General features: G+C 58.5%; 26 protein-coding genes. 12 read left to right on the forward strand and 14 right to left on the reverse strand.

The window, feature by feature from the left end; translation table 11 throughout:
• Nucleotides 1–16 precede the first annotated feature (16 nt).
• Entirely contained in the window at nucleotides 17–859 is an 843-nt protein-coding gene (locus AADJ11_RS08100) for an alpha/beta hydrolase (RefSeq protein ID WP_341234017.1), read from the forward strand.
• A gap of 41 nt (nucleotides 860–900) precedes the next feature.
• On the opposite strand, the gene AADJ11_RS08105 is transcribed toward AADJ11_RS08100, so the two are convergent.
• Nucleotides 901–1,248, reverse strand: coding sequence for a hypothetical protein (locus AADJ11_RS08105; protein ID WP_341234018.1), 348 nt, complete (start codon nucleotides 1,246–1,248; stop codon nucleotides 901–903).
• A 94-nt stretch (nucleotides 1,249–1,342) separates the two neighbouring features.
• Nucleotides 1,343–2,236: a LysR substrate-binding domain-containing protein gene (locus AADJ11_RS08110; RefSeq protein WP_341234019.1), complete on the reverse strand. Its 894-nt coding sequence runs from the start codon at nucleotides 2,234–2,236 to the stop codon at nucleotides 1,343–1,345.
• 99 nt (nucleotides 2,237–2,335) lie between these two features.
• Between AADJ11_RS08110 and AADJ11_RS08115 the strand changes: the two genes are divergently transcribed.
• Nucleotides 2,336–3,559 (forward strand): acyl-CoA dehydrogenase, encoded by a 1,224-nt coding sequence (locus tag AADJ11_RS08115; protein ID WP_341234020.1) that lies wholly within the window; start codon nucleotides 2,336–2,338, stop codon nucleotides 3,557–3,559.
• A gap of 154 nt (nucleotides 3,560–3,713) precedes the next feature.
• On the forward strand, nucleotides 3,714–5,894 hold the full coding sequence (locus tag AADJ11_RS08120) for a thiamine pyrophosphate-dependent enzyme (RefSeq protein WP_341234021.1): 2,181 nt from the start codon (nucleotides 3,714–3,716) through the stop codon (nucleotides 5,892–5,894).
• A 120-nt stretch (nucleotides 5,895–6,014) separates the two neighbouring features.
• Here AADJ11_RS08120 and AADJ11_RS08125 read toward each other — a convergent pair whose 3' ends face one another.
• From AADJ11_RS08125 to AADJ11_RS08160, 8 genes are all read right to left on the reverse strand, one after another.
• On the reverse strand, nucleotides 6,015–7,253 hold the full coding sequence (locus tag AADJ11_RS08125) for a mandelate racemase/muconate lactonizing enzyme family protein (RefSeq protein ID WP_341234022.1): 1,239 nt from the start codon (nucleotides 7,251–7,253) through the stop codon (nucleotides 6,015–6,017).
• A 163-nt stretch (nucleotides 7,254–7,416) separates the two neighbouring features.
• Complete coding sequence (locus AADJ11_RS08130) at nucleotides 7,417–8,622, reverse strand: TCR/Tet family MFS transporter (RefSeq protein WP_341234478.1); 1,206 nt, start codon at nucleotides 8,620–8,622, stop codon at nucleotides 7,417–7,419.
• A 4-nt stretch (nucleotides 8,623–8,626) separates the two neighbouring features.
• Nucleotides 8,627–9,952: a lyase family protein gene (locus AADJ11_RS08135; RefSeq protein WP_341234023.1), complete on the reverse strand. Its 1,326-nt coding sequence runs from the start codon at nucleotides 9,950–9,952 to the stop codon at nucleotides 8,627–8,629.
• A 3-nt stretch (nucleotides 9,953–9,955) separates the two neighbouring features.
• Nucleotides 9,956–10,666 (reverse strand): alpha/beta fold hydrolase, encoded by a 711-nt coding sequence (locus AADJ11_RS08140; RefSeq protein WP_341234024.1) that lies wholly within the window; start codon nucleotides 10,664–10,666, stop codon nucleotides 9,956–9,958.
• Nucleotides 10,659–11,447, reverse strand: coding sequence for a 3-oxoadipate enol-lactonase (gene pcaD, locus AADJ11_RS08145; RefSeq protein WP_341234025.1), 789 nt, complete (start codon nucleotides 11,445–11,447; stop codon nucleotides 10,659–10,661). Before pcaD ends, AADJ11_RS08140 begins: the two co-directional genes overlap by 8 nt.
• 21 nt (nucleotides 11,448–11,468) lie before the next feature.
• Nucleotides 11,469–12,440 (reverse strand): threonine/serine dehydratase, encoded by a 972-nt coding sequence (locus tag AADJ11_RS08150; RefSeq protein WP_341234026.1) that lies wholly within the window; start codon nucleotides 12,438–12,440, stop codon nucleotides 11,469–11,471.
• On the reverse strand, nucleotides 12,437–13,261 hold the full coding sequence (locus AADJ11_RS08155) for an alpha/beta hydrolase (RefSeq protein ID WP_341234027.1): 825 nt from the start codon (nucleotides 13,259–13,261) through the stop codon (nucleotides 12,437–12,439). The genes AADJ11_RS08150 and AADJ11_RS08155 overlap by 4 nt, the downstream gene beginning before the upstream one ends.
• Nucleotides 13,261–13,947 carry a haloacid dehalogenase type II gene (locus tag AADJ11_RS08160; RefSeq protein ID WP_341234028.1) on the reverse strand — a complete coding sequence of 229 codons (687 nt, stop codon included), beginning with the start codon at nucleotides 13,945–13,947 and terminating at the stop codon, nucleotides 13,261–13,263. The genes AADJ11_RS08155 and AADJ11_RS08160 overlap by 1 nt, the downstream gene beginning before the upstream one ends.
• A 185-nt stretch (nucleotides 13,948–14,132) precedes the next feature.
• On the opposite strand from AADJ11_RS08160, the gene AADJ11_RS08165 reads away from it, so the two are divergent.
• Nucleotides 14,133–14,561, forward strand: a complete 429-nt coding sequence (locus AADJ11_RS08165) for a peptidylprolyl isomerase (protein WP_341234029.1) — start codon at nucleotides 14,133–14,135, stop codon at nucleotides 14,559–14,561.
• 128 nt (nucleotides 14,562–14,689) lie between these two features.
• Nucleotides 14,690–15,802 carry a class I SAM-dependent RNA methyltransferase gene (locus tag AADJ11_RS08170; RefSeq protein ID WP_341234030.1) on the forward strand — a complete coding sequence of 371 codons (1,113 nt, stop codon included), beginning with the start codon at nucleotides 14,690–14,692 and terminating at the stop codon, nucleotides 15,800–15,802.
• Between the two features lie 82 nt (nucleotides 15,803–15,884).
• Here AADJ11_RS08170 and AADJ11_RS08175 read toward each other — a convergent pair whose 3' ends face one another.
• The 3 genes from AADJ11_RS08175 to fabA all read right to left on the reverse strand — a co-directional run bounded on the left by AADJ11_RS08175 (nucleotide 15,885) and on the right by fabA (nucleotide 18,554).
• A complete protein-coding gene (locus AADJ11_RS08175; protein ID WP_341234031.1) occupies nucleotides 15,885–16,676 on the reverse strand; it encodes an enoyl-ACP reductase in 792 nt (263 codons plus the stop codon).
• Nucleotides 16,677–16,685: 9 nt separating this feature from the next.
• Nucleotides 16,686–17,915, reverse strand: coding sequence for a beta-ketoacyl-ACP synthase I (fabB, locus tag AADJ11_RS08180; RefSeq protein ID WP_341234032.1), 1,230 nt, complete (start codon nucleotides 17,913–17,915; stop codon nucleotides 16,686–16,688).
• A 129-nt stretch (nucleotides 17,916–18,044) separates the two neighbouring features.
• Nucleotides 18,045–18,554 carry a bifunctional 3-hydroxydecanoyl-ACP dehydratase/trans-2-decenoyl-ACP isomerase gene (fabA, locus tag AADJ11_RS08185; RefSeq protein ID WP_341234033.1) on the reverse strand — a complete coding sequence of 170 codons (510 nt, stop codon included), beginning with the start codon at nucleotides 18,552–18,554 and terminating at the stop codon, nucleotides 18,045–18,047.
• A 161-nt stretch (nucleotides 18,555–18,715) separates the two neighbouring features.
• Here fabA and irrA point away from each other — a divergent pair, with 161 nt between their 5' ends.
• Both irrA and AADJ11_RS08195 read left to right on the forward strand, forming a co-directional pair.
• Nucleotides 18,716–19,135 (forward strand): iron response transcriptional regulator IrrA, encoded by a 420-nt coding sequence (gene irrA / locus AADJ11_RS08190; protein ID WP_093915628.1) that lies wholly within the window; start codon nucleotides 18,716–18,718, stop codon nucleotides 19,133–19,135.
• 60 nt (nucleotides 19,136–19,195) lie between these two features.
• The gene (locus tag AADJ11_RS08195) at nucleotides 19,196–19,984 is read left to right on the forward strand and encodes a phytanoyl-CoA dioxygenase family protein (protein WP_341234034.1); all 789 of its coding nucleotides are present in this window, start codon (nucleotides 19,196–19,198) and stop codon (nucleotides 19,982–19,984) included.
• Nucleotides 19,985–20,652: 668 nt separating this feature from the next.
• Here the strand turns inward: AADJ11_RS08195 and AADJ11_RS08200 are convergent.
• Entirely contained in the window at nucleotides 20,653–21,522 is an 870-nt protein-coding gene (locus AADJ11_RS08200; protein WP_341234035.1) for a hypothetical protein, read from the reverse strand.
• Between the two features lie 114 nt (nucleotides 21,523–21,636).
• On the opposite strand from AADJ11_RS08200, the gene miaB reads away from it, so the two are divergent.
• The 5 genes from miaB (at nucleotide 21,637) to ybeY (ending at nucleotide 25,825) form a co-directional block, all read left to right on the forward strand.
• Complete coding sequence (gene miaB, locus AADJ11_RS08205) at nucleotides 21,637–22,956, forward strand: tRNA (N6-isopentenyl adenosine(37)-C2)-methylthiotransferase MiaB (RefSeq protein WP_341234036.1); 1,320 nt, start codon at nucleotides 21,637–21,639, stop codon at nucleotides 22,954–22,956.
• Between the two features lie 239 nt (nucleotides 22,957–23,195).
• Nucleotides 23,196–23,771, forward strand: coding sequence for an OmpA family protein (locus AADJ11_RS08210; RefSeq protein WP_341234037.1), 576 nt, complete (start codon nucleotides 23,196–23,198; stop codon nucleotides 23,769–23,771).
• A 6-nt stretch (nucleotides 23,772–23,777) separates the two neighbouring features.
• Entirely contained in the window at nucleotides 23,778–24,101 is a 324-nt protein-coding gene (locus AADJ11_RS08215) for a hypothetical protein (RefSeq protein WP_341234038.1), read from the forward strand.
• A gap of 160 nt (nucleotides 24,102–24,261) precedes the next feature.
• Nucleotides 24,262–25,239 carry a PhoH family protein gene (locus tag AADJ11_RS08220; protein ID WP_341234479.1) on the forward strand — a complete coding sequence of 326 codons (978 nt, stop codon included), beginning with the start codon at nucleotides 24,262–24,264 and terminating at the stop codon, nucleotides 25,237–25,239.
• A gap of 70 nt (nucleotides 25,240–25,309) precedes the next feature.
• The gene (ybeY, locus tag AADJ11_RS08225; protein WP_341234039.1) at nucleotides 25,310–25,825 is read left to right on the forward strand and encodes an rRNA maturation RNase YbeY; all 516 of its coding nucleotides are present in this window, start codon (nucleotides 25,310–25,312) and stop codon (nucleotides 25,823–25,825) included.
• Nucleotides 25,826–25,834: the final 9 nt, after the last annotated feature.

Raw genomic sequence — 25,834 nt, forward strand, 5'->3', positions numbered from 1 at the left:
GCTAAATGACAATGTGATGGTGAAAGATGTGCCAATGCTGGAATTGCCGAATACATCAATCATTGACAATAATACGGTGAAATGGGGCGTCTGCGGCTCCGGCCCACCGCTTGTTGCGATCCACGGGACGCCGTTTTCATCGCAGGTCTGGCGCAGGATCATTCCGCAGCTGGCCGATCTAAGAACCGTCTACTTTTTTGATCTGGTCGGCTATGGGCAGTCCGAGATGCGCGAAGGCCAAAATGTATCATTGAGTGTGCAAAACCGGGTTCTGGCCGCACTTTTTAAGGAGTGGGGCATAAGCCGCCCCGACGTGCTAGCCCATGATTTCGGCGGCGCGACGGCCTTGCGCGGCTATTATATCGACCAGCTGCGCTATCGCTCTTTGACGATCTTTGATGCTGTGGCCATGGCCCCTTGGGGCTCGCCCTTCGTTCAGCATGTGCGCAAACACGAGGCCGCATTCGCTGGTATGCCTGACTATATGCACCGCGCATTGCTGGCGTCATATCTGCAGACCGCAGCCCATAATCCGCTCTCGAAAGAGGCGTTGGAAATATACAGCGCCCCGTGGCTCGGTTCGATAGGGCAACCCGCCTTTTATCGGCAAATCGCGCAGATGGACCAGAAATTTACCGATGAGGTTCAAGGGCTATATGCGCCGCTGGACTGTCCCGTCACCGTCCTGTGGGGCGAGAACGATGATTGGATTCCCTATGCAAAGGGGGAGGCGCTGGCCGGTCTGATCTCGGATCGCCCTTGCGTTCCGGTCAAGAACGCAGGGCACCTTGTTCAAGAGGACCGGCCGGAAGCTATCGTGGCTGCTGTGTTAAAGCAGATAATGCCGGCGCCGCAGTAACTTTATGCCCTGCAACGAAGGTTCATCAGCAGTATCGTGACCTAGTTACTTAGAGGCGGTTCATCAAAGCTGATCGTGCCCTCAAAGGCACCGTTACCCGTGGAGCTGGTGAAAACCAGTGGCGATGCTGCATCAATGACAAAGCTAAAGGTGCTACCCGTGCTCAACGCTTCTGACTGCCAAGATTCATCGGCCGCTTTTACCGTTCTTGAACCCTCGGAGTTGTTGGTAAAGTTGATTGTATCGCCGGCATCAACATAGGTGACAGCGGGAAAGAACGCCTGATCTAGAATCATAACGTCATGTGTCTGGGCAAGAACGGCAGTGCCGCTCGTTGCCAAAGTGAATGCTGCAAAGGCTGCGGCGGCCTTGCGAAAAGAAATAGGCATAGTGAATGCTCCTGACAGCGGCCCCACCCGGTTACAGTTAAGTATCGCTTAAAATGGAATTGTGACGGAAATAGGGCGATGTGTGCTGTTGCTCCTAAAGGTTTTCGCCCGTCTGGGTGGCGAGCCACGCCTTGAACGACCGCAGTGCAGCGGTTTCCACGCGATCCTCAGGCCAGACCAGATAATAATTACCAATGCTTTGTGTGGTCTGGGTCGACGCCAGAACCAACTGTTTCGTGCGCAAATAGGGATCAGCCGAAAAAGTGGGCAGCAAGGCAACGCCAAGCCCATGCACCGCCGCCTGCGCCATGGTCGAAAACTGGTCGAATATCATTCCGGACGGGGGGGCATCTGTGACGCCGAGTGCCTCAAGCCAACGCGCCCAACCCCTTGGCCGGGTCTCAAGATGCAACAGCGGAAAGCGCAGGATGTCGGCAGGGCTGTCCAGCGGCGCATCCAGCAATTCGGGCGCGCAAACCGGCACGACGGTTTCTGGCATCAGGTGCAGATAGGCCGCACCGGGCCAGTCTTCCTTGCCGAAATGTATGGCCGCATCAAAGGGACTGCTTTGGAATGAGAACGGGTTCAGCCGCGTGCTCAGGTTCACGGTGACCTCTGGATGGGCTTGGGCGAAATCGCGCAAACGCGGTGCCAGCCAATGCATGCCAAACCCGGGCAGGATGGCAAGGTTCAGCGCCCCGGCCATTGGGTTTGTACGTGCCGAAATAGACGCCTGCGCCAGCCTGTTCAGGATTTCGCGCACCTGAACGACATAACTTTTCCCGGCCTCTGTCAGCACCAACTGCCTGCCTTGCCGGTCCATCAATGCGACGCCAAGCTGGTCCTCAAGGGTTTTCAGTTGCCTGCTGATCGCGCTTTGGGTCAGGGACAGCTCAAGCGCCGCTTGGGTTGCGCTGCCCAGCCGTGCAACAGCCTCAAAAGCCAGCAACGCATTGATCGAGGGTAGAAAGCGACGTGGGGCTATCATATGACTAAAACTCATAAGGCTAGGATAAAGCAGCGATAGTATTCCGCGCCGGTTTTTGCAATAGTTCGCCCAAACCTACACCCCTTGGGAGGATACAGAATGAACGCCGAAGCCCCAGTTCTTAAGGCCAAAGACGCCCCAAACATGAGCAGCTTTGATTGGACGGACCCGTTCCGTCTGACCGACCAGCTGACCGAAGACGAACGCATGATCCAAGAGAGCGCGCGCGCCTATGCTCAAGAAAAGCTTCAGCCCCGCGTAATCGAAGCCTTTGCGAACGAAAGCACAGACCCTGCGATTTTCAAGGAAATGGGCGACATGGGCCTGTTGGGCGTCACAGTGCCTGAGGAATACGGCGGCTTGGGCGGTAACTATGTGTCCTACGGTCTGGTCGCACGCGAAGTTGAACGTGTGGACAGCGGATACCGGTCGATGATGTCGGTGCAGTCCAGCCTGGTGATGTACCCGATCTATGCATACGGGTCCGAAGCACAGCGCAAAAAGTACCTGCCCAAACTGGCAAGCGGTGATTTCATTGGCTGCTTTGGTCTGACCGAACCGGATGCCGGGTCTGACCCCGCAGGTATGAAAACACGCGCCGTGAAAACGGCAAATGGCTACAAGCTGATCGGGTCCAAAATGTGGATTTCGAATGCGCCGATCGCAGATGTGTTTGTGGTCTGGGCCAAGTCCGAAGAACATGGCGGAAAAATCCGCGGCTTCATCCTTGAGAAAGGGATGAAAGGTTTGTCCGCGCCAAAGATCGGCAACAAGCTGTCGCTGCGCGCATCGATCACTGGTGAAATCGTCATGGATAATGTCGAAGTCGGCGAAGACGCGCTGTTGCCCCATGTTGAAGGCCTCAAAGGGCCGTTCGGCTGTCTGAACCGCGCGCGCTATGGCATCAGCTGGGGTGTTCTGGGCTCGGCCGAGTTCTGCTGGCACGCGTCGCGTCAATATGGCTTGGACCGCAAACAGTTCAACAAGCCGCTGGCGCAAACCCAGTTGTTCCAGAAGAAACTGGCCGACATGATGACGGAAATATCGCTCGGGCTTCAAGCGTCCTTGCAGGTTGGCCGCTTGATGGATCAAGCCAATGCCGCACCCGAGATGATCTCGATCGTGAAACGCAACAACTGCGGCAAGGCCTTGGACATCGCGCGCATGTCGCGTGATATGCACGGCGGCAATGGTATCAGCGGCGAATACCAGGTGATCCGCCATATGATGAACCTTGAGACGGTCAATACCTATGAAGGTACACATGACGTCCATGCTTTGATCCTGGGCCGTGCCCAAACCGGCCTTCAGGCGTTTTTCTAAATTCGGAATGAGGGGGCTGTCTGCCCCCTCAAACTCCCCCGAGGATATTTTAAAGCCAGAGAAGAGCGGAAGAGGTTCCCTTTTCTCTGGCTCTTAAATATCCCCGCCGGAGGCACCTTTTGGAGGGGCCTTTGGCAAACTCGGAAGGGTGACAATGGACCGCGTACAGATTGTTCATGACAATTTCCTGCGTCGCGTTGCGGCGCAGGATTTTCCTGTTGGCGGGGCTGTGACCCCCGGGTTGGATAACGCGTCGGCTATTGGGCTGTATCGTGCGCAGGTTTTGTCCCGTGCGTTGGATCTGCAAAGCCGTGTGATGCAAGCAAATAAGCAGGGTTTTTATACCATCGGGTCCAGCGGGCACGAAGGTATGGCCGCCGTTGCCCATGCGCTGCGGCCCGATGATATTGCGTTTCTTCATTACCGGGATGCCGCGTTTCAGATTGCGCGGGCTGATCAGGTTGGCGGGCAGGACATGTTGCGCGACATGTTGTTGTCGTTTGCTTGTTCCTCGGATGATCCCACCAGTGGTGGGCGTCACAAGGTGCTCGGCAGCCGTCGCCTGATGATCCCGCCGCAGACCTCGACTATTGCCAGCCATCTGCCCAAGGCGGTTGGCGCGGCCCATGCGTTGGGGCTGGCCCGGCGTAATCCGCCTGAGCATCGATTGCTGCCCCATGATGGCATTGCGATGTGTAGTTTCGGGGATGCGTCGGCCAATCATTCTACTGCGCAGGGGGCTATCAATGCTGCCTGTTGGACTGCCGTTCAGGGTGTCCCTTTGCCTTTGCTCTTCGTGTGCGAGGATAATGGCATTGGCATTTCCACCAAAACCCCAACCGGGTGGATCAAGGCTTCCATGTCGGCGCGCCCCGGTCTTACGTATTTTGAAGCAGACGGATTGGACCTGTTCGCGGCCTATTCCGCTGCCAAAGCGGCGGCTGATTTCGTCCGCAAGCACCGCAAGCCTGCCTTTCTGCATCTGCGCACTGTGCGGCTTTATGGGCACGCGGGCGCAGACATCGCGACGAGTTATCTGCCGAAATCCGAGGTCGAGGCCGATGAGGCGAATGATCCGTTATTGCACAGTGTCCGTCTGTTGATTGATGCTGAAGCGTTGAATGCAGAAGAAGCACTGGCGATTTATACCGAAACATTGGGTGCCGTCGCAAAGGCTGCAGATGATGCGGTGACCCGCCCTCATCTGAAATCAGCCGCAGATGTGATGGCCAGCATTGTGCCGCCCAAACGCGCCTGTGCGCGGGTCAATGGCCCATCCGACGCGCGCCGAGCAGAGCTGTTCGGAGGTGAAATTAACCAGATGACGGCCCCGCAACCGTTGTCCAAAATCATCAACTGGGCGCTGCATGATCTGATGTTGGCCCATCCTGAAACGCTGATTATGGGCGAGGACGTGGGCCGCAAGGGCGGCGTTTACGGCGTCACGCAAAAGCTGCAATCGCGCTTTGGTCCGGCCCGCGTGGTGGATACATTGCTGGACGAGCAGTCGATCTTGGGATTTGCCATTGGCGCCGCGCATAATGGCTTTGTCCCGATGCCCGAGATTCAGTTCCTGGCCTATCTGCACAACGCCGAGGATCAGTTGCGCGGCGAGGCTGCGACCTTGCCGTTTTTCAGCAATGGGCAGTGGACCAACCCGATGGTGCTGCGCATCGCGGGGCTGGGCTATCAAAAGGGGTTTGGCGGGCATTTCCACAACGACAATTCCTTGGCCGTGTTGCGCGATATTCCGGGTATCATCATTGCTTGCCCTTCGACCGGTGCAGATGCCGCGATGATGCTGCGCGAGGCTCATCGTCTTGCGCGTGAAGAGCAGCGGGTCGTGGTCTTTGTTGAGCCGATCGCGCTTTATCCCATGCGGGACCTGCTGGAAGCTGGTGATGGCGGCTGGATGACGTCTTATCCCGAGACAGGCCAGCGCATTGGTTTGCACGACATTGGCGTACAGGGGGATGGCATGGATTTGGCAATCGTGACCTATGGCAATGGTCACTACCTTAGCCGGCAAGCTCAGGCCGATTTGGCTGCTCAAGGTGTGGCCGCAAGGGTGATCGACATGCGCTGGCTTGCCCCCTTGGCCGAAGATGCGATCATCGCCGCCATTGGCGACCGCCCCGTTCTGATCGTGGATGAATGTCGCCGAACAGGTGCCCAAGCCGAAGCCATCATGGCGCTGATGCAGGAACGCGGCGTTGCCCGTTTTGCGCGCCTGACGGCCGAGGATAGCTTTATCGCGACAGGCCCCGCCTACGCGGCAACACTTCCGTCACGCGAGGGTATCGTTGCTGCGTCAATGGCACTGCTGGAGGCGTGATCGGGCCTAATAAGTGCCCAGCTCTGCGCCAATCGCGGTGCGCAATGATACATCGGTGCTTTTGACCCGCGTGCCGTGTTTGCGATTGAAGAGCTTGAGTGCCAGTTGTTTTATCATCGCTCATGTTCCTTTTTGATCCACAGGCGCGCCGCCCTGAAATGCGTTCCCATTGGCGTAATCGCAGGGGGCTTCTTGCATCTGCAGATGCAGATCCGACCCCTTATAGGGATGCGCGCGGGCTAGTTTCTCATCTACACCAATCCCTAGGCCGGGGGCGGTAGGGGCGTCGATGAAACCGTCGTTGACGCGTATGCTCCCTTTGATCAGCTGATCGTGGAATGGCGTTTCGATGCATTCGCACATGAGGATGTTGGGAATTGAAACGGCAAGGTGGATGTTGGCGGCCCATTCAACCGGGCCAGCATAAAGATGCGGCGCAACTTGCGCATTATACACTTCGGCCATAGCTGCGATTTTCTTGGTTTCCCAAATGCCCCCTGCGCGGCCCAATGCGGGCTGCAAGATTGCGGCGGCCCCGGACCGCAACACTGGCGCGAATTCCGCCTTGGTGGTCAGGCGCTCTCCTGTCGCGATGGGGATGCCGACGCTACGGGCCACGACGGCCATTTGCTCGACCGCGTCTGGCGGGATCGGCTCTTCGTACCACAGCGGGCTATAAGGCGCGATGGCTTGACCTAAACGGATGGCACCGGCGGTCGTGAATTGCCCGTGTGTGCCAAACAGCAGATCGGCCTTGTCGCCCACTGCATCGCGGATGGCTTTGCAAAACGCGACCGACCGGCTGATGTCGGTCATCGCAGGCATATGCCCGCCACGCAGGGTGTAGGGACCGGCAGGGTCAAACTTAATCGCGGTATAGCCCCGTGCCACGCAATCAAGCGCGGATTCCGCGGCCATCTCGGGCGAGGTCCAGAAGGTCGCGATATCATGATGGGGCAGCGGGTATAGATAGGTATAGGCGCGCACGCGGTCATTCATCTTGCCACCAATCAGCGCATAAACCGGTCGGTCGCGGTCTTTGCCCAAGATGTCCCAACACGCGATTTCAAGCCCGGAAAACGCGCCCATCACCGTCAAATCAGGCCTCTGGGTGAAACCCGACGAATAGGCCCGGCGAAACATCAGCTCTATGTCTTCGGGGTTCTGACCTTGCATATGCCGCTCGAACACATCGGCGATCACCGCGCGCATCGCCTCTGGCCCGACCGAGGACGCATAACATTCGCCCCAGCCCACAATACCTGTATCGGTCGTCACCTTGACCAAAATCCAATACCGCCCGCCCCAACCTGGTGCAGGGGGTGCCGTTACAATCACATCCAAATCCTGAAGCTTCATTTTGCGGCCTTATCTTCCAAATGGATTAAAATCCCGGGGGTGCGGGGGCTGGCCCCCGCTTTTGGTGTGTGTGGGGGGGCAGCCCCCAATTGGCGATGTCATTACGGCAAAGGTGGCCGGGCTTGGCCCAAGACGCAAGCGTGAACCTACGCGAGATGAACCCTCACGCGTTAATCGATGGCGCGCGCCACCGCATGAAAATTGCCACAGCAATAAAGGTCAGCAGGACCGATAGTAGAAATGGCGCGCCGGGGAAATAATACGCCGTGTCGGGCGCGGTAAAGGCCGCAAATGTGCCAGTCATCACCAGCGGTGCGATTACCATCGCCAAGGCCGATGCTGAGGTCAGCACCCCTTGCAGTTCTCCTTGGGCGTTTTGGGTCACAGACTGCGACATGATCCCTTGCAAGGCGACAGGGATTACCCCGGCAACCGCCGCCATTGGCGTCAGGATCAAAACGGCTGTGCTGGATGTCACCACCGCGATCAAAAAGAACGTCACCACGCTAAAAACATATCCGAACAAAACGGTGCCGCGTTCGCCTAGCTGTTTCAGTACCGGGCGGATGATACCGGCTTGTACGATGGCGATGGATAGCCCGAACAGCGCAAGCGACCCGCCGATCATCGACGGGGACCAGTTGAACTGTGCCTTGCCAAAATAGCTCCAGACCGACGGATACACGGCAAAGGCGAGGTGATAGAGGAAGTAGACCAGCAACAGACGTTTGATACCCGGCAATTGGCCCAGATGCTTGACTGCGCCCAAGGGGTTGGTGCGGTGCCATGACAGGGGCCGCGCGTTTTCACGCGTTACGGTCTCTTTCAGCACGAACCAGCCAAAGGCGACGTTGCTGGTGGCCAGTACGGCGGCGGCCCAGAATGGTGCGCGGGTGCCGAACTCGGCCAGAAAACCGCCTGCGACGGGGCCCAATACAAACCCGATGCCAAATCCCGCACTCACCAGCCCAAAATTTGCCGCGCGGTCTTTCGGGGCGGAAATATCGGCCATATAGGCGCTGGCCGTGGCCGCGGTTGCCGCTGAAATGCCACCGATCACACGGCCCAAAAGCAGCAACCAAATCGACCCGGCCAGTGCCATCAACACATAATCCAAGGCCATCACTGTCAGCGAGGTCAGCAAGATCGGGCGGCGTCCGAACCGATCCGACAGGCTGCCGACCAAGGGGCTGAAAAGGAACTGCATAACTGCAAAGGTGGTTGCCAAAACCCCGCCCCACAGCGCTGCTTGGGATAGATCAGCGGCGCGGACTTCTTCGATAAGATCGGGCATGACGGGGATGATCAGGCCGATGCCCATGGCATCGATCATGACGGTCGCCAGAATGAATAAGGCTGCCGGTCGCACGAAGTCAGAGTGCCTGCGCGCGTGCAACAAAGGCTTGGGCATCAGCGGCGGCATGGCCCATCTGCTGGGCGGGGTCGAACAGGTCAGCTGGCAGCGCGGGGTAATCGGCGCGGGCCAAATCGCCCAGGGGCACCTGTTTGTCCTGCGCGTCGCGGCACAACCGTTTGGTCACGGCCTGCGCTTCGGGGCGTGGCATCAGCTCTGCCAAGGCAAAGCTGAGCGCCTCGGCGTGGATAAGACCCAGCCCGCCGGTCAACGCGTTGTGCATCTGAACCGGATGCGGCGCGACGCCATCGACCAAGGTTTTTGCATGGTGCAGGGCAGACGCAAGGCACAGCGCCAGTTGCGGCACCGCCATCCATTCGGCGAACCACGCTCCGCCATCGCGCTGGTGCTGATGGGCCGCAGCGGCCTGCAATGTGGCGCGTTGGCCGGTGAATTGATGGCCCAGTGCGATGATCGCCGACGGCCCAACGGGGTTTTGCTTTTGCGGCATGGTCGATGACGCGCCTGGCGCACCAAGGGCGATTTCCCCAATGCCGGTCATTGTCAAACCCACCATAGATTGCGCCATATGCGACAGTGCCGCCATGACCCGCCCTTGCCAATCCGCGATGCGCAGGATTGGGCCGCGATCAACGTGCCAGCTGCGTTTGGGGTCATTCAGGCCAAGCGCCTTGGCCAGTGCGGCGCGGGTTTCGGCGGCTTGGGGGCCAAGCGCAGAACCCGTACCTGCAGCGCCGGACAGAGAGACAAACAGAGATGTGGCGCGCAAGGCGTCCAGTTCCTCAATAGCGTCGATCAGTGGCATGCCCCATTCGGCCAGAACCGCGCCCCAGCTGGTGGGTGTGGCGTGCTGCCCATAGGTGCGCGCGGGCAGGGGCAGGGTTTTGTGATCCTCAGCCGCCGCCGCAAGGGATGCGACGAGGGTGCGCAGGTCGGCTTCGGCCAGCCCCAACGCCTGACGCAGGCGCAGCATCAGCGCGGTGTCGATGATATCCTGGCTGGTCGCCCCCCAATGCACGTGCTGCGCAAATTCGGGGGCCTGCATTTCGGCTCGGAACTGCGCCAGCAGTCCCGGTACGCTGACCCCGTTTTCGCCCGTGGATTTGGCGATGGCACCGGGGTCGACCTGAATTTCCAATGACGCACGGTGGATCGCCGCCGCGCTCATCTCGGGGATCACCCCAAGCGCGCCTTGCACCTTTGCCAGCGCCCCTTCGACCAGCAGCATCGCTCGGATCGCGGCGGTGTCTGAAAACAAGCGTCCGGCATCCCCCGTCGGGAAAAGTTGCGCATAAAGGGGGCTGTCGAAAACGCTGGCGGCCATGGGTTACCTCTTGAGGATCGTATCAATAATCTGCGCCAGCCCTTTGGGGGCAGCAAAGAACGGCGAATGTCCTGTCGACATCTCATAGACATCCGCGCTTGGCCAGTCTTTGGTCATGGTCACCTGATAGACGGGGGGAATGGTCCGGTCGTCCATACAGCGGATATAGCTGCGCCGTTTGGCGTCGGCGCGGCTGGTATCGGGCAGGGCGGCAGTCGTCGGGGCCACGGCCTGCGCGCATAATCTTGGGTTGGCAAAATCGGCGATACCATCGGGGCAGTCATTATAGAACAGCCCTGCAGTCATGGTTGGATCAAGTGTAAAGCTTTTGCCATCCTCGCACATCCGCACAGCAGGCATCAACGGCTGGCTGGGGGCCTGTTTGCGCATATCGGCCAGTGTCAGGCCGGGGGCGGCGACATAGGCGCAAAGATAAATCAACTGCGCCATCGCATCGGGGTTCTTTTGCGCGGCTGCACTGATCACAAAGCCGCCCATGGAATGGCCCAAGACAACGGTGTCTGGCGTGCATGCAGCCAGCACGGCATCTGCATAGCTGTCCAGCGTCACGTCATTCACGGGCGTCTGATCCGCCCCATGGCTGGGCAGATCAATGGCACGGGGGCTGTGGCCTAGCGCTGTCAGTTCGGGGATCAGATCGCGCCAGCACCATGCGCCGTGGCACGACCCGTGCACCAAAAGGATATCAGACATGTCCGACGCTTTTCAGGAAATCGGTCAAAACCTGCGCGTATTCCACCGGGTTCTCGACGCAGGGTAAGTGGCCGGTTTTGCGGATGATGTGGAATTTCGACCCCGGTATCAGATCAACGGTTTCGCGTACCAAATCGGGCGGGGTCGAGCCGTCTTCGGACCCTGCGATGCCCAGACATGGCAGTCGCAGACCGGCTGTGGGCGTGTAGAAATCCGTACCGGAAATCGCGGCAGAGCATCCTGCATAGCCATCCCGTTCCTGACGGGTCACCATGTTGCGCCACAGCTCAAGTTCCGGCGTGGCGCGGAAATCGGCGGCGAACCAGCGCTCCATGATCGTATCGGCAAGGCTTTCGATACCGTTTTCCTGCACGTCTTTGATGCGGCTGGCCCACATTTCGGGCGTGCCGATTTTGGCGGCAGTGTTGGACAGCACCATCGCGCGGATCAGGTCCAGCCGTTTGGTCGCCAGCCCTTGGGCGATCATGCCGCCAATCGAGAGACCGACAAAAACGCTGTCTTTGACGCCCAGAAAATCCATCAGCTTTTCGGTGTCCGAGACAAGCGCGCCCATCGAATATGGCGCAGGCGGACATGTCGAAAGACCATGCCCGCGCTTGTCAAACCGAATGATCCGCAGCCCCTTGGGCAGCAGTGGCAGGATCGGATCCCACAGGCGCATGTCGGTGCCAAGCGAATTGGCAAACACAACGGGCGCGCCATCATCGGGGCCATCGACGCGGTAATGCAGGCGGACATCGCCAGTATCAAAAAGCTTCATGGGGCAGGGTCCTTTTTTAGGTCACGTAAGGGTGGCAAGGGCGCGGGCGAACATATCGGCATCCACGTTCCCGCCGGAAATCGTAACGATGACATCATCACCTTCGATCTGATCGTGGCGGAACAGGGCGGCCGCAAGGGCAATCGCCCCGCCGGGTTCAGTGACCACCTTAAGTCGGTTGAACGCTTGGCCAACGGCCTGCAGCGCCTCGTCATCCGTGGCGACAAGGCCGGGGCCACACAGCCGTTGCATGATCGGAAAGGTCAGATCGCCGGGTTGCGGCGTGACAATCGCATCGCAGATCGACCCAGACGGCGCAGCATTCCGCACGACGCTGCCTTGGGCCAGTGACCGCGTGACATCATCAAAACCAGCGGGTTCGGCGGGGCGCACGCGCAGACCGGGGGCATCCGCCTCAAGTGCCAGCGCAATGCCCGAGGTCAGCCCGCCACCACCGCAACACACGACCACGTCAGCGGATGTGATGCCCAGTTCGGCGGCTTGCTGCGCAATCTCAAGGCCGGTGGTGCCTTGGCCCGCAATCACTTGCGGATCGTCATAGGGTTTGATCAGTGTTAATCCGCGCTCGGCGGCTATTTTCGCACCGATGGCGTCACGGTCTTCGGTTGCGCGGTCATACAGCACCACCTCGGCCCCGAGGGCGCGGGTGTTTTCGACTTTCAGACGCGGCGCATCGGAGGGCATGATAATAACGGCTGTCACCCCATGCCTTTGCGCGGCCAAGGCGACACCTTGCGCGTGGTTGCCGCTGGAAAAGGCGATCACGCCCTTTGCGCGGGTGTCGGGGTCAAGCGCCGACAAAGCCGACCATCCGCCGCGAAACTTAAAGCTGCCGGTGTGTTGCAGGCATTCGGGTTTCACCCAGACGCGGCGGCCCGCGATTTCATCCAGAAACGGCGAATTCAGCAGCGGTGTGCGGCGCGCGTGGCCGTCAAGCCGTTTCGCAGCGGCGCGGATCATCTCGATATTCATGTCATGGCCTCTATCCATTTATGCAGGGCAGCAACTGCTTCGGGTTCGTCCAGAAACGGGATATGCCCCCGCCCCGGTATGCGGCCCACGATCATATCAGGGCGACGTTTTTCCATCTCTGCCAAGGTTTCTTCGCTTAGCAGGTTGGAATTCAGCCCTCGAATACATGCCACTGGCAGCCCTTCAAGCGCATCGAAATAGGGCCATAAATCAGGCGACCGGGCGCTGAACGCTTTCGCCACCGCCTCGCGCAGGTGTTTGTCATAGGTGATCTTTAGGCCCGTATCGGTCTGGGTGTAGTGCTTAACCGCTTCGGCCATCCAGCGGCTGTCTGGCACGCCCTCGAAATCGGCGAACAGGCCGGGCATGGCCGCAGCCAGTTCGGCATGGGATTTAGCGGCAGGGTTCCGGCCAATGAACTGCATGATGTCATCCAGCCCCATCGTTTCGATATGCGGCCCCACGTCATTGAACGCGACGCCCAGCAGGCGGTCCTTTGCCCCCATCGCCAAGCCCATGGCGTTCAGCCCCCCGCGTGATGTGCCAAGGATCGCGACCTTGTCTAACCCCAGATGCGCCAACAGTTCCAACGCGTCGCGGCACTCAACGGGCGGCGAATAATGCGACCAGTCAGGATCGAAATCCGATTGCCCGCGCCCGCGATAATCCATCTTTATCAGACGATTGCCCGCCAGATGCGGCGTGACATAATCGAAATCAGCCGAGGTGCGTGTCAGCCCAGCCAAGCATAAGATCGGCAGGCCCGCGCCTTCGTCGGTGTAATATAGGCTTAGCCCGTCGGAAGAGGTGAAATGCGGCATCAGGCACCCGCCAACGCTGGAATCTCGCTAAGCTCTTTGAGGGTGTGCACGGGCGTCCATGGCACACGGTCCACAGGCTCTGCATTCCGGTTCACCCAAGCGGTGGTAAACCCGTAACCTGTGGCAGCGGCAGCATCCCAGCCGTTGGACGACACAAACAGTACCTCGTCTTTGGCGCAGCCGAAATGCTGGCTGACCAGATCATAGACCCGCGCGTCGGGTTTAAAGACGCCAACGCTTTCGACGGACAAGAGCGCATCCAAACTGTCCTGAACACCGGCGGACTTCACCGCACCTTCCAGCATTTCCGGCGATCCGTTCGACAAAATCGCGGTGTTCAGCCCGGCCGCTTTCAACTGACGCAGCATGGCGGGCACCTCAGGAAAGGCCTGAAGCTCCCAATACAGCGCCAACAGACGGGCACGCAGCGCCGGATCGCCGTCATGCCCTGTTTTCTCTAGGGTCCAATCCAAGGCATTTTGGGTCACCTCCCAAAAATCGACATGGGCATTTGCGACGGCGCGCAGCCATGAATACCCCAACTGCTTTTGCCGCCAATAGTCTGCAACCTCTGGCCAGCTGTCCTTGAGGGCTGCGAAATCCGGCTCGCTTGCGGCCTGACGTGCAGCAGCGGTTACATCGAATAATGTGCCATAAGCGTCAAAAACGCAGGTGGTGATCGGCATCCTACCCTCCCTTGGTATGTCCAAATCCAAGATTGGCACGGGCGGGGGGGACAGAAAAGGCCGAAAACTGGCCCAATAAGGGTTTACGCCAGCGCGCAGGCTTGAAACACTGGGCACCGAACCCCAGAGCACCCGCGCAGACACGCGGCCTCTTGCATTTATCCCCATCCAGATCGGAGAGTTTTATGACGCAGGTTAAATCCGGCGATACCGTTGCTATTCATTACACAGGCACGCTGCTGGACGGCAGCACCTTTGACAGCTCGGACGGTCGCGAACCGTTGGAGTTTGTGGTCGGTTCAGGCCAGATCATTCCCGGCCTCGACGTGGCGCTGCCCGGCATGGAAGTCGGCGACAAGAAAGTTGTCAAAATTGCCAGCGAAGACGCCTATGGCCCGCTGAACCCCGAAATGCGCCAAGCCGTGCCGCGCGAAGGTATCCCCGCCGATATCCCGCTTGAGGTTGGCACACAGTTGCAGATGCAAACACCCGATGGCCAAGCCATGCCTGTCATGGTGGTCGAAGTGGACGACGCGACCGTAACCTTGGATGCGAACCATCCTTTGGCGGGCAAAGACCTGCAATTTGATATCGAGCTGATGAAAATCGCCTAAGATATCCCATGCCAGCGCGGGCATCCTGCGCTGGCATCGCAAAATTCGTTTATTGCGACCCAAGCCAACAGGCACCTGTTCAAAAGAAACCGCTCGAACTGTGCGACGCAGCACAGTAAGCAGCGTCTATGAACCCAGATACCAGCTTTGATATATTCCTCGTCGCGACACCCGGCCTAGAAGACATGCTCTTGGCCGAGGTCGTTGAAAAAGGCTTTGCCAATCCAACGCTGTCGCCCGGTGGTGTGACGGTGCAAGGCGGTTGGCCCGAGGTCTGGCGCGCCAATCTGGAACTACGCGGCGCATCGCGTGTCTTGGCGCGGATCGGATCGTTTATGGCGTTCCATCTGGCACAGCTTGATAAACGCGCGCGCAAGTTTCCTTGGGCTGATGTGCTGCGCGCCGATGTACCTTTGCGGGTTCAGGTGACAACCAAAGCGTCCAAGATTTACCACGCCGGTGCCGCGACCCAGCGGATCGAAACAGCCCTGCGCGAAAGCCTTGGTGCGGCGATCTCACCCGAGGCTTCGCTGGTCCTCAAGGTACGCATCGACGATAACGTCGTAACGCTCAGCCTCGATACTTCGGGTGAATCCCTGCACAAGCGCGGCCACAAGGAAGCCATCGGTAAGGCACCGATGCGCGAGACCTTGGCCTCCCTGCTGCTGCGCCAAGCGGGCTATAGCGGAACCGAGACCGTGGTGGACCCCATGTGCGGATCAGGGACATTTGTGATCGAAGCGGCCGAGATCGCCATGGGCATGAACCCGGGCCGCAGCCGCAGCTTTGCCTTCGAAAGCCTTGCCAGCTTTGATCCACAAGCATGGGAGGAAATGCGCACCAAACCTCCGGTCGCAACTGACCTTCGTTTTTACGGATCAGACCGCGACGCAGGTGCCATCCGGATGAGCAAGGCTAACGCCGAGCGGGCAGGGGTCGCAGACGTCGTGCATTTTGAAAACCACGCCGCGGGCGAGCTGACCCCGCCTGACGGCCCACCGGGCCTCGTGATTGTGAACCCACCTTATGGCGGCCGCATAGGCAATAAGAAACTGCTGTACCCGCTTTATGGAACGCTGGGCCAAACGCTGCTGACCCGCTTCAAAGGCTGGCGTGTCGGCCTTGTCACGTCCGAACCAGCCTTGGCCAAAGCAACGGGACTACCGTGGAAACCCCAAGGCCCGGCGATTGCCCATGGCGGCATGAAGGTCTGGTTCTACCAAACCCCACCGCTACGCTAAGCGCGGCACCCTATTTCCAAATGGTCTAAAATCCCGGGGTCCGGGGCAGCGCCCCGGTCCACCAGTATAATCTGGTACGCCTTTACAGGTTTTCCGCCTGCGGCATCCCCAGAACATGAAATCCACCATCAACGCGAATAATCTCGCCCGTGGTGCAGGCCCCCGCATCCGACGCCAGATAGACCGCCGTGCCACCCACAGCGTCAAGCGTGGCGTTTGACCGCAACGGCGCGTTCATGTCGGTGTGCTTGTAGGTCTTGCGCGCCCCGCCGATTGCAGCACCGGCAAGGGTTTTCATCGGGCCGGGGCTGATCGCATTCACGCGGATGCCTTCGGGACCCAGATCATTAGCCAGATAGCGTGTCGCAGATTCCAGCGCCGCCTTAGCCACACCCATGACGTTGTAATTGGGCACAACGCGGTTTGACCCTTGATAGGTCAGCGTCATCAAGGTGCCGCCGTTTTCCACCATCAAGGGATGGGCGCGGCGGGCGATTTCGATGAACGAATAGGCCGAGATATCCAGCGAATGTTTGAAATTCGCACGGGACGTGTTCAGGAAACGGCCCGTAAGCTCGGATTTATCGGAAAACGCGATGGCATGGACAACGAAATCAATCGTCGGCCAACGTGCGCCAAGCTGTTCAAATGCGGCATCCAGGGACGCATCATCGGTCACGTCCACATCGACCATGAAATCCGACCCGACGCTTTCGGCCAGTGGTTTCAAACGCGAGCCAAAGGCCTCGCCCTGATAGGTGAACGCCAGTTCGGCACCGGCTTCAGCCATGGCTTTCGCGATACCCCAAGCGATGGAGCGTTCGTTCGCGACGCCCATGATCAGGCCGCGTTTTCCCTTAAGTAGATCTGACATCTGCTGTCCTTACTCTTTAAACTTGGAAAGGATCATCGACCCGTTGGTGCCGCCAAATCCGAATGAGTTGGTCATCACAGAATCCAGACCTGCATTATCAACCCGCTCCAGCGCGATCTCAGACGCGTCCAGCTTGGGATCCAGTTCGACCACGTTGATGGATTTGGCGATAAAGTCATGCTTGAGCATCAACAGACAGAACACGGCTTCAAGCGCGCCAGCGGCCCCTTGGGCGTGGCCCGTCATGGATTTGGTCGAACTCACCGGCGGCGTGCTGCCCTGGCCAAAGACGCGGCGTACCGCTTCGATCTCGCCTACGTCGCCGACGGGGGTCGAGGTGCCATGGGCGTTGATGTAGCCGACCTTGCGGCCTTCGGGCAGGGATTGCAGCGCCAGACGCATGGCGCGTTCGCCGCCCTCGCCGGACGGGGCCACCATGTCGTGGCCGTCGGACGTGGCCGCATATCCGGTCACTTCGGCATAGATCGTGGCACCGCGCGCCTGCGCGTGTTCCAATTCCTCAAGCACCAGCATGCCGCCGCCGCCCGAGATAACGAACCCGTCGCGGTTGGCGTCAAAGGCGCGGCTCGCGGTTTCGGGGGCGTCGTTATATTTGCTGCTCATCGCGCCCATAGCGTCGAACAGGCAGGACAATGTCCAATCCAACTCCTCGCCGCCGCCGGCGAACATCACGTCCTGCTTGCCCATCATGATCTGTTCGGCCGCGTTGCCGATGCAGTGCAGGGAGGTAGAGCAGGCGCTGGTGATGGAATAGTTGATGCCTTTGATCTTGAACGCCGTGCTCAGGTTGGCACTGACGGTCGAGGACATGCATTTAGGCACAGCAAACGGCCCGATCCGTTTGGTCGCACCAGTGTCACGCACCACGTTATGCGCGGTGAACAGCGCCGATGTCGACGGCCCGCCGGAACCCGCCACAAGGCCGGTACGCGGGTTGCTGATCTGGTCCTCGCTCAGGCCCGCGTCAGCGATGGCTTGGGCCATGGCGATATAGGCATAGGCAGCACCGGCACCCATGAACCGCAACGCGCGTTTGTCGATGTGATCCGCGACATTGATCTTAAGCGTGCCTGCAACACGGCTGCGAAACCCGTGTTCGGCCATTTCGGGGCTCGCAACGATCCCGCTGGTCCCTGCCTTGAGCGATGCAAGCACCTCTTCAGCGTTGTTTCCGATGGATGAGACAATCCCCAACCCTGTGACGACGACGCGGCGCATGGCGCACTCCCTTAGTCCTACTGGGCGTATCGCCCTCGTTTAGCGGCCCCCATGCAGATTGTGGGGCAAGGGGCCGCGTTGTTCTTTCGTTTGCCGCCAACATGGCGACAAATCAAGTCATCTCTCGGATCAGCTTTCCGACAGGGCGACTTTCATGTCTTTGACCATATAGATCACTTCGCCGTCTGCCTCGACAATGCCGTCGGCCACACCCATGGTCAGGCGGCGGGTTTGGATCGCTTTGGTGAAATCAATCTTGTAGGTCAGCATCTTGCGCTCGGGGCGCACCATGCCGGTCAGTTTGACCTCGCCCACGCCCAAGGCGTAGCCACGCCCCTGCCAGCCGCGCCAGCCAAGGTTAAAGCCGGTCAGCTGCCACAAGCCGTCAAGGCCCAGACAGCCGGGCATGATCGGGTTGCCGGGAAAGTGACAATCGAAAAACCACAGGTCCGGCGTGATGTCGAATTCAGCCGTGATATGACCCTTGCCATGCGCGCCGCCATCGGCGGACACATCCGTGATCCGGTCCATCATCAGCATCGGCGGGGCAGGAAGCTGTGCGTTTCCGGGGCCAAAAAGTTCACCGCGGGCGCATTTCAGCAATGCCTCTTTGTCGAAACTGGTGGGGTAATCGGCCATAATTCTGCGGCTCCTGCTGGCTATAATCAAAGTCGCGTTTGGTCTAGCATTGTGCCCGCTATGCCTGCAAGGGTTGTAGCGACATGGCCATTTCGGGTTTTTGTTTGAAAAGAGGGTGGTTTGCGCATTATATACATCCTTGAACAGACAATGAGTATGTAATGAACAAAGCGATGCAAGAGACCAGTTCCAAATGGCTCGCCACGGCGGGCCTGCGTCCGACACGGCAACGCATGACGTTGGCACAGTTGCTTGTGGGCGACGGTCATCATCGCCATGTCACCGCAGAAAGCCTGTTTGACGCGGCCAAAGGGCAGGGCGCTGCGGTATCGCTGGCCACGGTGTACAACACATTGCGCGCGTTCTGCGAAGCGGGTCTGTTGCAAGAAGTCACCGTTGACGGATCAAAAAGCTATTTCGACACCAACACCCACGACCACCCCCATTTCTTTTGGGAGGACGAGGCCCGCCTGACCGACGCACCGTCCGACCAGTTGGTGATCGCACAATTGCCCGACGCGCCCGAAGGCGCGGAAATCGCATCGGTTGATGTTGTGATCCGGTTGCGCCGCAAAAGCTAAACCGCTGGACGGTTCCTGCGGCGCTGCTTAGGCTGATGCAAAACAGCAGCGGGCGGGCAGATGCATCCTTTAGTTTCTCAAGACGATATCGACAGCTACCAGCGGGATGGCGTGGTGCTGATCAAGGGGCTGTTTGCCGATCACGTGGGCGCCTTGCGTGCAGGTGTCGCGCGGAACATGGAAAACCCCGGCCCCTATGCGTCAAACAACGACAAGCCGGGCGAAACCGGACGCTTTTTCGACGACTATTGCAATTGGGAACGGATTCCCGAATTCGCCCAAGTTATCCACGGGTCGGACGTGGCGCAGGTGGCAGCCGATCTGATGCAAAGCAAAACGGTGCAGCTGTTTCACGATCATGTGCTGGTCAAGGAACCCGGCACATCCATGGCAACCCCGTGGCATCAGGACGGGCCGTATTACTTTGTCGAAGGGCGGCAGAACGTCAGCTTTTGGTCGCCGCTTGATCCCGTGACCGAGGCCACGCTGCGCTGCGTTGCCGGATCACACCTGTGGGAAAAACCGGTGCTGCCAACGCGGTGGGTCAAGGGCGACGCATTTTTTGACCCCGCGCCCTATATGCCTGTCCCTGATCCCGATGCCGAAGCGATGGACATCCGCGAATGGCAGATGGAGCCGGGGGACGCCGTGGCGTTCAACTATGGCATCCTGCACGGTGCACGCGGCAACCAGTCAACCACCCGCAGACGCGCCTTTTCGCTGCGGCTGCTGGGCGACGACGCAACCTATACCAAACGCCCCGGCCCCACATCGCCGCCCTTTCCGGGGCACGATATGGTTCAGGGCCAACGCCTGAGGGAAGATTGGTTTCCGATGTTGATGGGGTGAGTGGGGGGCTGCGCGGACTTTCCTGCCTTTCGAACACTCCACCGCAATGTCAGGTTTAATACACACAGCGGATTTTAGTCACCGGAAAATTTCGGACATACTTCTCCACATTACTTCGCTGGCGAATGGTTTATTGTAGCAAAACGAACGCCAAATGGACACAACATCCTCTACCGAAAAAATCTCGTCTGCACGCGCCGTTATCTGACCAGCTCCGCATGTGATAACCTGTAAACTATCTGACGTTGCGCTGACCGGTCTCCAATAAGCACGCCAGTGCGCTTGGTGAGGCATATCACGCTTTTCGATGAGGCATTTCTCTTTGCCACCAGCGACTTGAACGTAAGATCCATCTTGCCGGGTCAAAGTGGCAAACGAATGTGGGCCAGACGCGTCTAGCTCCCTCAGAGCAGTTTCAACTTTTGAAAACCCTCTAACCTGTTCCGGTCGTTTCCCGTCAACTTTAAGGAGCAAAATCATGACGAACCTTTTCAGTTGTTTGTTTCCTTGCAGAAGATGGCTGTCTAGTACTGTCGGCTTTGACGATCAAGTCTGGTGCTTAAGTCGTTCAGCTCACATGATAAATAGTAGACATTTGTGCGCATCACAGCATCTGATACATTTGGGCTCGAAGCAGACCTTCGCCACTCTCACCTTCACACACCCACTTAAAACCACTGCCCCGGCTCTATCAGCCCCAGATCCAGCAATTGGCGTGAATGCCATTCAAAGGCGGCGGAGTTGTGCCATTTGAAGGTTTCGATGTCGAACGTGCTGCCGGGGTTCTTTTTCAGGGCTTTGGCGGTGCGGAACGAACAGACGGCAGCGGTGATATTGTGGTGCCACGGGCAGGAATAGGTATTATATTCCTCGTCATTAAACGTGTGATCGGCGCGGATGCGCAGGCCGGGCTTGGCGCGGAATAGCGAAATGCGGTCGATCTTGCGGCGGGCAGGGGGCACGTGCTCTTCAAAGCGCCAGCGCAAGCCGCCAAAGAAATCCAGCTGGCGTTCTTTTGGATGGTTTGACGGCGTGCCATCGGGGCGGGCCTGCGCGTAATAGCCCGAGCGGTCCAGATGGGCGAAATCCAGCGACACGGCGTCGGGTTGGGCCGTCAGATCATCGGCATATAGGTCGATCACATAGGACAGCATCGCATCGCGGCGCTCTTCGCTGTGAAAGGCCAGCATTTCGATGACATTGCGGGTCTCGCAAAACGGATAGAACAGGTATTCGGCGTTGTAGCAGTAATACAGCCATTCGCCGTTGGCGGCCTCGATCATCCGGTTGATCACCGTCTCCATCGCGTGGTCCTGGGCCATGGAATAATCCACCCGGATCACCAGTTCCTTCACATCGCGGGCCAGACCGAATTCCGCGGGCATGAAGGCGATGATCGTGGCAAAGCCCAATTGATGATGGTGGCGCAGGGCAGTGTCGATTTCGACGTCATCTTCGACCAGAACCATCGCAATCGGCCCTTGGGCCAGCGCGTCTTTGCCATCGGTCAGAAAATGATCAAGGCTGCGATAGTGCATGGGGACCTATTCGTTTATGCGATCCTTTCTAAATCAGCCAAATCGGCACGCATTGCAAGAGAACGCTGGCGCTGCTAGACCGCGATTTTGCATATCGTAACAACGGACCTTGCCATGACCGCGCCAAAAAAGCTGTTCATCAAAACCTATGGGTGCCAGATGAACGTCTATGACAGTGAACGCATGGCCGAGGCCTTGGGCGACAGCTATGTCGAGACCAAGACGGCGGATGACGCCGATATGATCTTGCTGAACACCTGCCACATCCGTGAAAAAGCCGCCGAAAAGGTGTATTCCGAGCTGGGGCGTCTGAAGCCGCTCAAGGCGTTGAACCCCGATCTGAAAATCGGTGTGACTGGCTGTGTCGCGCAGGCCGAAGGGGCCGAGATCATGCGCCGTCAGCCCGCCGTTGATCTGGTGGTCGGGCCGCAGTCGTATCACCGTTTGCCCGCGATGGAGGCCCGCGTGCGCAGTGGCCAAACCGCGCTCGACACGGACTTCCCCGAAGAAGACAAATTCGAAAAGATGAAAGGCCGTGGCAAAGCGGCCCGCGCGCCGTCTGCATTTTTGACCGTGCAAGAAGGCTGCGATAAATTCTGCGCCTTTTGCGTTGTTCCCTATACCCGTGGTGCCGAAGTTTCCCGCCCTGCGACGCGTATTTTAACCGAGGCGCGCGAGTTGGTCGAAAACGGCGTGCGCGAGATCACCCTGCTGGGCCAGAACGTCAACGCCTATCACGGGGCGGGGTCCGAGGGCGCGGATTACACGCTGGCCCGCCTGATCCGCGAGCTGGCCAAGGTCGAAGGGTTGGAGCGGATCCGCTATACCACCAGCCACCCCAACGACATGGATGACGCGCTAATCGCCGCCCATGGCGAGGTCGACAAGCTGATGCCGTATTTGCACCTGCCTGTGCAATCCGGGTCTGACCGCATTTTGAAACGGATGAACCGCAGCCACACCGCCGATAGCTATCTGCGCCTGATCGAACGCATCCGCGAGGCGCGGCCAGACATCGTGATGTCGGGTGATTTCATCGTGGGCTTCCCCGAAGAAACAGATGCCGATTTCGAGGCGACGATGGATTTGGTCCGCGAAGTCAAATACGGCTATGCGTATTCGTTTAAATATTCGACCCGCCCCGGCACCCCCGCTGCAGAACGTGAACTGGTCGATGCCGCCGTGGCCGATGAACGCTTGCAACGGTTGCAAGGGCTGATCACCGAACAGCAGCGCAGCATCCAGAATGCAATGGTCGGGCGCGATCTGTCGGTTCTGGTCGAAAAATCCGGGCGTGAAGCAGGGCAGATGGTCGGTAAGTCGGAATATCTGCATTCGGTCCATATTGATGATGCCACTGCTAAGGTCGGCGAAGTGGCCCGCGTAAGAATCGTCGATGCGAAAACCAACTCTCTCACCGCGGTTCAGCTGTAGATCACGCCATTGTCCGCAGTTTTGCAGTAAACCCTGCGGATAGGGCTGTATTGTAGCGCATTACGTCTGAAATTGCCCAAACATGGCCGAAATATGGCGCATGTTTCGGTTTTCAGCCTTCACAGGCTTAGTTTTACCTCCTATCCTCACCACATATAGCGAGGGGCCATGCCGCGTTGCGCAGCGATGGTATCTTTCGCGAAAGCATAAGTTAAAGAATAAAATAGGGAACGAGGGCTGTGTTACACACAATTTCCAAAGCACTTCGGCTGGTCGCGGGGGCATTTGTTGCCGTGGCTTTCGTACTGCAAGCGTCTGCCGCTGATGCACAAACACGATCACAAGCGGGCCGTGACAAAGGACAATACATACCGACAATCTGGGTCGACCCCGATGGCTGTGAGCACTGGGTGATGGATGACGGTGCCGAAGGGTACATGACACCCCACGTCAGCCGGCAGGGCATTCCTGTATGTCGTCGGGGCAATATGTGCGGTGTGATGAATACCGATCAGTTCTTTGCGACCGACAGCTACCGCATCAGCGCGCCGGGCAAGCAACGCTTGGCTGAATTCTTTCAGTCCACCGGTGCGATTTCCTATATCATCACCGGCCACACAGACAGCCGCGCCTCTGACGCGTATAACATGCGTTTGTCACAGAACCGTGCCAATGCTGTTGCATCCGTCGCGGCGCAAACCGGTGCGCGGATCGCAGATGTGAGGGGGTATGGTGAACGCATGCCCGCTGCATCAAATGGTACAGCGGCAGGCATGGCAAAGAACCGCCGTGTCGAGATTATCTGCATTCGCTAAGGGGATATGAAAGTGTTTAGAACGAAAATTATATTGGCAACAGCCTGCGCCTTTGGCCTGACAGCCTGCGCTGATGTTAGCGATGTTTTTGGTAAATCGGCCGATAAAACCTACGATGGCGGCTTTGATCGCAAGCATCTCAGCCAACTTCAGGCGGGCATCTGGGTGGATCCAAACGGCTGTGACCACTGGATCATCGATGACGGCGTCGAAGGGTACCTGAGCCAGCGATTGGATAAATACGGCAAACCCGTTTGCTCCGGCGTGGCGCAGCCCACATATACCGCGGGCGACTTTAAAAGCGGCTCGAAAATCGGGGATCCGAACTGATTTCTTGTCATAGATACATCAATTTGGGCCGGGGCGTTTACGCTCCGGCCTTTTTTGTCTCTAACCGGGGTATTCAACCTGCCCATAAGCCCCATATAGATAAACAGACACTTCAAAATAGGAATTGGCATTGACGTCCACCGATATCTCCCCCCCGTCTATGAACAGCGCGCGTTTGTTGGAATTCCAAGACAACCGTTTGCTGATTGATCTGTGCGGCGCATATGATGCGCATCTGGCCGCGATCGAAAAGACACTCGGCGTGCAGATTGTGCGACGGGGAAACCAGCTGTCGCTCATCGGTGATGATGATGCGACCGCGCGCGCCGAAACCGTCTTAAACGCGCTTTATGCACGTTTGGAAGGGGGGCGCACCGTCGAACCCGCCGATGTGGAAAGCATGTTGCGGATGGGCGATTCCGCCGCTGGCACAGGTGTGCGGGCGGGTGACCAGATCGAAATGCCGATATTGGACGGTATCGAAATCCAGACCCGCAAGAAACGGGTTGAGCCGCGCACGGCGGCACAAAAGGACTATGTCCAATCCCTGTTCGATAACGAACTTGCCTTTGGCATCGGCCCTGCGGGGACGGGCAAAACCTATCTCGCCGTTGCTGTGGGCGTGTCGATGTTCATCGGGGGACATGTCGATAAAATCATCCTGTCGCGCCCCGCCGTCGAAGCGGGTGAAAAGCTGGGGTATCTGCCGGGCGATATGAAGGACAAGGTCGATCCCTACATGCAGCCGCTGTATGATGCGCTCAATGACTTCCTGCCGGGCAAACAGCTTGCCAAACTGCTTGAGGATAAGAAAATCGAAATCGCGCCGCTCGCCTTTATGCGCGGCAGAACCCTGTCGAACGCCTTTGTGGTGCTGGACGAGGCGCAGAACGCCACGTCGATGCAAATGAAGATGTTCCTGACCCGTCTGGGCGAAGGGTCGCGGATGGTGATCACCGGGGACCGCACGCAAATCGATTTGCCGCGCGGCGTCCCGTCAGGCCTGCAAGACGCCGAACGCCTGCTGAAAACGATTCCCAAAATCAGCTTCAACTATTTCACTTCCAAAGACGTGGTGCGCCACCCGCTGGTTGCTGCGATTATCGAAGCCTACGAAGCAGATACCGGTCACAGCTGATGCCCGCCTTTGCTTTCATTTTGCCAAATAAACTCCGGGGGTCCGGGGGCTGGCCCCCGGTCCGCCCTTTATGAACGCGCTCGACATCGCGGTGGAAGATCCCCGTTGGCACGACTTAGGCCTCGAAACCCTTGCCGACCGTGCAATTACCGCTGCCCTGACGCATCTGACCATTGATCCGGAACTGGCCGAGGTTTCCATTCTGGCTTGTGACGATGCCCGCATTGCGGAGCTAAACGCCGATTTTCGCGGCAAGCCTCAGCCCACAAATGTTCTGAGCTGGCCCGCCGATGAGCGCGGCGCGGAGCATGACGGCGACAATCCGCTGCCGGTGGAACCCGACTTTGATGGCGCTTTGGAGCTGGGCGATATCGCGATTTCCTACGACACATGCGCGGCCGAGGCTGAAACGGCAGGGAAAACAATGGCCGATCACGTCTCGCATTTAACCGTTCATGGCCTGCTTCACCTTTTGGGCTACGATCACGAGCGTGACGCGGATGCAACGCTCATGGAACGGATCGAAGTCGAAATACTTGGCAAATTGGGCATTGATGACCCATATAGGGATCATGCAAGCGCCTAGCTTGCCTTA

Origin of the sequence: uncultured Sulfitobacter sp., from assembly GCF_964021855.1 — a bacterium.
GTDB lineage: Bacteria > Pseudomonadota > Alphaproteobacteria > Rhodobacterales > Rhodobacteraceae > Sulfitobacter.

Coding starts and splice junctions, on each gene's coding strand:
- AADJ11_RS08100 (WP_341234017.1), top strand. CDS start 17: ATGGTGAAAGATGTGCCAATGCTGGAATTGCCGAATACATCAATCATT.
- AADJ11_RS08105 (WP_341234018.1), bottom strand. CDS start 1,248: ATGCCTATTTCTTTTCGCAAGGCCGCCGCAGCCTTTGCAGCATTCACT.
- AADJ11_RS08110 (WP_341234019.1), bottom strand. CDS start 2,236: ATGATAGCCCCACGTCGCTTTCTACCCTCGATCAATGCGTTGCTGGCT.
- AADJ11_RS08115 (WP_341234020.1), top strand. CDS start 2,336: ATGAACGCCGAAGCCCCAGTTCTTAAGGCCAAAGACGCCCCAAACATG.
- AADJ11_RS08120 (WP_341234021.1), top strand. CDS start 3,714: ATGGACCGCGTACAGATTGTTCATGACAATTTCCTGCGTCGCGTTGCG.
- AADJ11_RS08125 (WP_341234022.1), bottom strand. CDS start 7,253: ATGAAGCTTCAGGATTTGGATGTGATTGTAACGGCACCCCCTGCACCA.
- AADJ11_RS08135 (WP_341234023.1), bottom strand. CDS start 9,952: ATGGCCGCCAGCGTTTTCGACAGCCCCCTTTATGCGCAACTTTTCCCG.
- AADJ11_RS08140 (WP_341234024.1), bottom strand. CDS start 10,666: ATGTCTGATATCCTTTTGGTGCACGGGTCGTGCCACGGCGCATGGTGC.
- pcaD (WP_341234025.1), bottom strand. CDS start 11,447: ATGAAGCTTTTTGATACTGGCGATGTCCGCCTGCATTACCGCGTCGAT.
- AADJ11_RS08150 (WP_341234026.1), bottom strand. CDS start 12,440: ATGAATATCGAGATGATCCGCGCCGCTGCGAAACGGCTTGACGGCCAC.
- AADJ11_RS08155 (WP_341234027.1), bottom strand. CDS start 13,261: ATGCCGCATTTCACCTCTTCCGACGGGCTAAGCCTATATTACACCGAC.
- AADJ11_RS08160 (WP_341234028.1), bottom strand. CDS start 13,947: ATGCCGATCACCACCTGCGTTTTTGACGCTTATGGCACATTATTCGAT.
- AADJ11_RS08165 (WP_341234029.1), top strand. CDS start 14,133: ATGACGCAGGTTAAATCCGGCGATACCGTTGCTATTCATTACACAGGC.
- AADJ11_RS08170 (WP_341234030.1), top strand. CDS start 14,690: ATGAACCCAGATACCAGCTTTGATATATTCCTCGTCGCGACACCCGGC.
- AADJ11_RS08175 (WP_341234031.1), bottom strand. CDS start 16,676: ATGTCAGATCTACTTAAGGGAAAACGCGGCCTGATCATGGGCGTCGCG.
- fabB (WP_341234032.1), bottom strand. CDS start 17,915: ATGCGCCGCGTCGTCGTCACAGGGTTGGGGATTGTCTCATCCATCGGA.
- fabA (WP_341234033.1), bottom strand. CDS start 18,554: ATGGCCGATTACCCCACCAGTTTCGACAAAGAGGCATTGCTGAAATGC.
- irrA (WP_093915628.1), top strand. CDS start 18,716: ATGAACAAAGCGATGCAAGAGACCAGTTCCAAATGGCTCGCCACGGCG.
- AADJ11_RS08195 (WP_341234034.1), top strand. CDS start 19,196: ATGCATCCTTTAGTTTCTCAAGACGATATCGACAGCTACCAGCGGGAT.
- AADJ11_RS08200 (WP_341234035.1), bottom strand. CDS start 21,522: ATGCACTATCGCAGCCTTGATCATTTTCTGACCGATGGCAAAGACGCG.
- miaB (WP_341234036.1), top strand. CDS start 21,637: ATGACCGCGCCAAAAAAGCTGTTCATCAAAACCTATGGGTGCCAGATG.
- AADJ11_RS08215 (WP_341234038.1), top strand. CDS start 23,778: ATGAAAGTGTTTAGAACGAAAATTATATTGGCAACAGCCTGCGCCTTT.
- AADJ11_RS08220 (WP_341234479.1), top strand. CDS start 24,262: ATGAACAGCGCGCGTTTGTTGGAATTCCAAGACAACCGTTTGCTGATT.
- ybeY (WP_341234039.1), top strand. CDS start 25,310: ATGAACGCGCTCGACATCGCGGTGGAAGATCCCCGTTGGCACGACTTA.